The sequence below is a fragment of the Pseudomonas sp. genome (assembly GCF_026224925.1).
In the GTDB taxonomy this organism is placed as follows: Bacteria; Pseudomonadota; Gammaproteobacteria; order Pseudomonadales; family Pseudomonadaceae; genus Aquipseudomonas.
Genome location: NZ_JAMFRV010000490.1, coordinates 1 through 3,860 on the forward strand (window position 1 = coordinate 1; position 3,860 = coordinate 3,860).

Annotated in this window: 4 protein-coding genes; all 4 read right to left on the reverse strand. The window is 59.5% G+C overall.

The window, feature by feature from the left end:
* Positions 1-139 precede the first annotated feature (139 nt).
* The gene (locus M0974_RS20945; RefSeq protein WP_297841148.1) at positions 140-1,183 is read right to left on the reverse strand and encodes an ABC transporter substrate-binding protein; all 1,044 of its coding nucleotides are present in this window, start codon (positions 1,181-1,183) and stop codon (positions 140-142) included.
* Positions 1,180-2,349: an FAD-binding oxidoreductase gene (locus M0974_RS20950; protein ID WP_297841151.1), complete on the reverse strand. Its 1,170-nt coding sequence runs from the start codon at positions 2,347-2,349 to the stop codon at positions 1,180-1,182. The genes M0974_RS20945 and M0974_RS20950 overlap by 4 nt, the downstream gene beginning before the upstream one ends.
* Entirely contained in the window at positions 2,346-3,698 is a 1,353-nt protein-coding gene (locus M0974_RS20955) for an FAD/NAD(P)-binding oxidoreductase (RefSeq protein ID WP_297841154.1), read from the reverse strand. Before M0974_RS20955 ends, M0974_RS20950 begins: the two co-directional genes overlap by 4 nt.
* The coding region (locus M0974_RS20960) for a 2Fe-2S iron-sulfur cluster-binding protein (RefSeq protein ID WP_297841156.1) at positions 3,695-3,860 on the reverse strand (166 nt) is incomplete at its 5' end. The genes M0974_RS20955 and M0974_RS20960, both read right to left, overlap by 4 nt.

A 3,860-nucleotide genomic window follows, 5' to 3' on the forward strand; every position in this document is an offset into this window, starting at 1 on the left:
AGCTGCCGAAGGCTGCGATTCTTCCGGTCAATCGCAGCCTTCGGCAACTCCTACAAAGATTTGTGGACCACATGACTCCCAGAGGGAGCGAACTTGTTGGCGAAGGTCGCGACTCGGTCTATCAAACCAACCGCCTCACCTACCGCTCAATCGTCTTGCTCCAGCGCGCATTCCACTCCGGTCGCTGTTGGTTCACCTGATCCCAATCAATTGAGATCGCGGTCTCCAAATACTTGTTCATCGCCTCAACACGGCCACGGGTCTTATCCGTAGTCGGCGTTTTTGGGTTCGAAGGAATTTGATCGCCTTCTTCCAATGCTGGTCCCTGAGCCTCTGCACTCAACAAAAATGCCGCGAGTTTTTGCGCCAGTTCGGGTTGGTCGTTATGGGCGATGGCGCATTCGGCGACATTGAGCACCACCGCGCCTTCTTTCGGTTGTGCGTATTCAACCGGTACGCCGAGCAATTTCAGAGTGGTCACGCCGGTCGGGGTCAGTGGAAATATCGCGGCTTCGTCGGTCTGGACCATTTCCGAAATTTTCGCCGAACTGGCGATGTATTCCAGTACGTTCGGGCCGACGGTTTTTGGCCAGGCTTTAAAGCCCGGTTCAACGTTGGCTTCGGTGCCGCCCTGGATACGGTTGAACATCAAGAAACCGTGCAGGCCGAAGGTCGATGAGGCCAAGGACTGGAACACGACTTTGTCCTTGAAGCGCGGGTCGGCCAAGTCCATCCACGAGGTCGGAGCGCTCCAGCCCTTCTCCTTGAACATGCGCGTGTTGTAAGCAAGACCGGTCACGCCGAGGGTCACGGCCACGGCCTGATCCTTGATCTTCGCTTTGGCCGGAATGTCGGCCAGCACCGGGCTGTCCTGCAGCTTGTCGCACAAGCCCATGGAGATGGCGCGGTACATGATGCCGTCGTCGAGGAACATGACGTGCATCTGCGGGTTGTCTTTGCTGGCCTGAACCTTCGCCAGGATGTCCGAAGAGGTGCCGGGCACAATCACCACTTTAACGTTATTGGCCTTCTCGAACGCGGGTAATACCTTGTCGGCGTAGACGCGCTCCATGGTGCCGCCGTTCATGCCCAGATACAGCGTCGGTTCGGCGTGTGCCGTGCCCGCGAGCAGCAGGCTGGCCAAGGGTAGACAAGACAGGGCGATACGATTGATGTTCTTCATTGACGCGATCTTCCTCTGGGCAATTGAACGACGGTCCCCGCTTGCGCGGTTTGATTGGTTTGAAACCGACCGATTGAAAACGCTTCAATCGGTTGTGTTGTTGAACCTGAACACACCAGTTCGGCGAGGGCTTCTCCCACTGCCGGGCCGATCTGGAAGCCTGCGCCGGCAAAGCCGAAACCATGCAGCAAACCGGCTTGGGTGCTGCTGGCGCCAATTACCGGCTCGCGATCTGGCAAATAACCTTCGGTGCCGCTCCAGGTACGAATCGCCTGAGCGCCGGCGAGAAACGGATAAAGCTCCGCGGCGTTGCGCAGAATCTCAAGCACCGCGGCTTGCCCTGGGCGCGCTTGTTCCGGGGTCAGGGCAAAACCCTGTCCTCCGCCGAGCACGCAATTGCCACGTGCCACCTGCCGCGCATAAATCCCGCCGCCCTCGACGCCGGTACTCACGTCCATAACCATCGGCAACGGTTCGGTGACCAGCATTGCTGGATGCCCGGAACGCATCGGCACCGACTCGCCAAATTGCGCGGCAACGGTTCCGGCCCAAGCGCCTGCGCAGTTAAGCAACCAAGGGGCACGAACCTTGATGCCGTTGGCGCAATGAACAGTAAAGGCCTGCCCATCGTGTTCAATGTCGATGACTTTCGCTTGTTCGAATACTTGGGCGCCAGCGCGTTGGGCCGCGCGGGCGAAGGCCGGCGAGATCAAGCGAGGATTGGCATGACCATCATCTGGGCACAGCGACGCACCGACAGCCACATCACCGACCCATGGGTATCGGGCACGCAACTCGGCACGGTCCAGCAACAACAAACCCAAGCCAAAACCGCGAGTGGATTGCGCATAGGTTTCAAGGGCGGCCATGTCCTCATGGCTGCGAGCGAGTTTCAGATGGCCCGACTGCACGTATTCGCCGTCGGTACCGATCAGTTCCAGCACGTTGCCCCATATCTCGTGGGCGCGCTGGGACAGGGGCAACTGACTCAGCGGCCGACCCTGACGCCGCACGCCGCCATAGTTGACCCCACTGGAATGCGAGCCACAAAAGTCACGCTCCAGCAGCACCACGCGTTTTCCTTTGCGCGCGAGCATCAGCGCTGCCGAGGCGCCGACAATGCCGCCGCCGAGAACAATCGCATCGGTTTCGATCGGCGCACTCATGATTCAGCCTCCAAGCCAAACGGTAATGGCTTGATCGGCGCCTGACCGCGTAATCGGCCGATGTCGTTCAGTGCGCGACCGCTGCGTTGGGCGACGATTTCTGCCGCCGCTGATCCACACATCCGGCCCTGACAGCGTCCCATGCCGACTCGGCAATGGGCTTTGACCCGATTGATTTCCCAATGGCCGTCATCGACCACTGCACGAATTTCACCGGCAGACACTTCCTCGCAGCGGCAAACCATCAATGCATCTGGCGCTTTGGCCGCCCAGTCAGTCGGGAACGGGAAGGCAGTTTCCAACCCATGACGAAAGCGCTCGATGGTCGCCAGCTTGTGTTCCAAATAGTTGCTACGCGCCTTGTCGATTAAAAGCCCACGGTCTTCGAGCACGGCCAATGCCGCACGCTCGCCGGCCATTTCCGCAGCGTCGGCGCCCATGATCCCTGCACCGTCCCCCGCCAAATACACGCCTTCAACTGAACTGCGTCCTGCACTGTCGCGCATCGGCAGCCAGGCTCTGTTCAATTCACTCCAGTGAAACTCGCAGCTCAACAAATCGGCCAGTTGCGTCTCGCTGCGCAAGGCGTGGGCGAACGCCACGGCATCACATTTCAGTTGTTGCCGGCGTTTACCCTGAGTCCAATTGATGGCGGCGACGCGTTGCTCGCCATCGATACCTTCCAACGTTGCGCCTTGGTGCACCGGGACCCCGTGGGCAGTCAACCAGCTACGGTAATACAGACCTTTGGCCAGCGTGATGGGTTGACCAAGCAACGCAGGTAACGCCCGGCATTGCGCACTGAACGGCGCGCTGTCGAGCACCGCAACGACATTGGCCCCCGCCTTGGCATATTGATAGGCGACCAGGTACAGCAACGGTCCGCTGCCACAAAACGCCACGCGCTCGCCTATGGCACAACCTTGATATTTCAGCGCGATCTGCGCTGCGCCCAAGCTATAAACGCCAGGCAAGGTCCAGCCCGACACCGGCAAAATACGGTCGGTAGCGCCTGTCGCAACAATGATCTGCGAATACTCAACAACACTGGCGTGGCCGTTGCTCAACGTATCCAGATGACCATTTTCGGCGTTCCACACCAGCGTCTCGGGGCGGTAATCGATCTGCGTGGCCAGTTCATCAATGGTGCGGTGCACCGACTCGGCCTTCGACGCTTCAAACCCATACAGCTGCTTCGCCGTACGGCGAAAATTCGCCGGTTGGCGCCGATAGATTTGACCGCCGCCACGCAAAGATTCATCGATCAAACAGGCTTTGATTCCGTGAAACAGCAACGTTTGCGCCGCCCGAATTCCGGCGGGTCCAGCACCGACAATTACCACGCTCATAGACTGCGCCCCGGTTCACGGCTGATAGTCTGTCCAGCTTCAAGCAGCGTCGAACAGGCCCGCACCCGGCGGCCATCGCCCAAGCGCACCCAGCAATCCTGGCAGGCGCCCATCAAGCAAAATCCTGCACGCGGTTCGGCGCTGAAATCACTGCCACGCACA

Excerpts from the sequence above, each read along its gene's own strand:
- M0974_RS20945 (WP_297841148.1), bottom strand. The coding sequence starts at position 1,183 with ATGAAGAACATCAATCGTATCGCCCTGTCTTGTCTACCCTTGGCCAGC.
- M0974_RS20950 (WP_297841151.1), bottom strand. The coding sequence starts at position 2,349 with ATGAGTGCGCCGATCGAAACCGATGCGATTGTTCTCGGCGGCGGCATT.
- M0974_RS20955 (WP_297841154.1), bottom strand. The coding sequence starts at position 3,698 with ATGAGCGTGGTAATTGTCGGTGCTGGACCCGCCGGAATTCGGGCGGCG.